Here is a 1153-nt window from a genome sequence, read left to right on the forward strand (position 1 = left end):
GAACAGATCATCGCGATCCTGGCAGAGCAGGAGCGTGGCATGGCAACGGCAGACGTGTGCCGGCGTCACGGGATCAGCTCGGCGACCTTCTACAAGTGGAAGGCGAAGTATGGCGGGATGGATGTCTCGGATGCCCGCAAGCTGAAGACGCTGGAAACCGAGAACGCTCGGTTGAAGCGGCTTCTGGCCGACAGCATGCTCGACAACTCGATCCTGAAAGACCTGCTGGGAAAGCCCTGACGACGCCCCAGTTGAAGCGGGATGCGGCGCTCAAGGTGATCGATAAATACGACATCTCCCAGCGCCGCGCCTGCCGACTGGTCAGCGTCGATCCGAAAACTGTCAGGCGTGAGCCGGAACCGGACAATCCGGAGATCCGCAAATGCATGCGAGAGATCGCGGCAACGCGCCGCCGGTTCGGCTATCGGCGCATCGGCATCATGCTCGAGCGGGAGGGCATCGTGATGAATCACAAGAAACTGAGGCGTCTCTACAAGGAGGAAGGCCTGGCGGTAAAACGCAGGCGTGGCCGCAAGCGTGCTACTGGAACGCGCGAGCCGATGCCCGTGCCAGACGGCCCGTCGCAGCGCTGGAGCCTCGACTTCGTGTCCGATGTCTTCGGACCAGCACGTCGGTTCAGGATGCTGAACGTGATCGATGACTATACCCGCGAATGCCTTGCACTGGTGGCAGACACATCGCTGTCTGGTGCCCGCGTGGCCCGCGAACTGGATCGCTGCATCCGGCTCTACGGCAGGCCAGAAACCATTGTCTCGGACAACGGGACGGAGCTGACCAGTCGCGCCATCCTCGAATGGCAGAACCAGACCGGCATCGCCTGGCACTATATCGCGCCGGGCAAGCCGCAGCAGAATGGCTTCGTCGAGAGCTTCAACGGGAAGCTCAGAGACGAATGCCTGAACGAAGAAGTGTTCGACAGCCTGACCCATGCCCGCAAGATCCTCGGGCGCTGGCGACACGACTACAATCACCACCGGCCTCACTCATCCCTGGGCGGGCTGACGCCCGCAGCGCGTCGGTCGCTCGTGCATGTGGGGAGCTCCGCTCCCGACGCGCTCGCCACACTTCTAACCATGGACTATGAAAGGGCCAGACTCTCAAAATGAATGAGGGAGCCAAAGGGCTCAGGTCA

1 protein-coding gene is annotated in these 1153 nt (G+C 61.8%); it reads left to right on the forward strand.

What is annotated here, in order from left to right:
* A protein-coding gene (locus tag HY30_RS17465; RefSeq protein WP_422120003.1) for an IS3 family transposase occupies positions 1-1127 on the forward strand; the annotation gives its coding sequence in 2 pieces (ribosomal slippage) (positions 1-226 and positions 226-1127; 1128 coding nt annotated over the 2 pieces). This gene is flagged as partial in the annotation.
* Positions 1128-1153: the final 26 nt, after the last annotated feature.

The organism is Hyphomonas chukchiensis, from assembly GCF_000682695.1.
Classification (GTDB): Bacteria; Pseudomonadota; Alphaproteobacteria; order Caulobacterales; family Hyphomonadaceae; genus Hyphomonas; species Hyphomonas chukchiensis.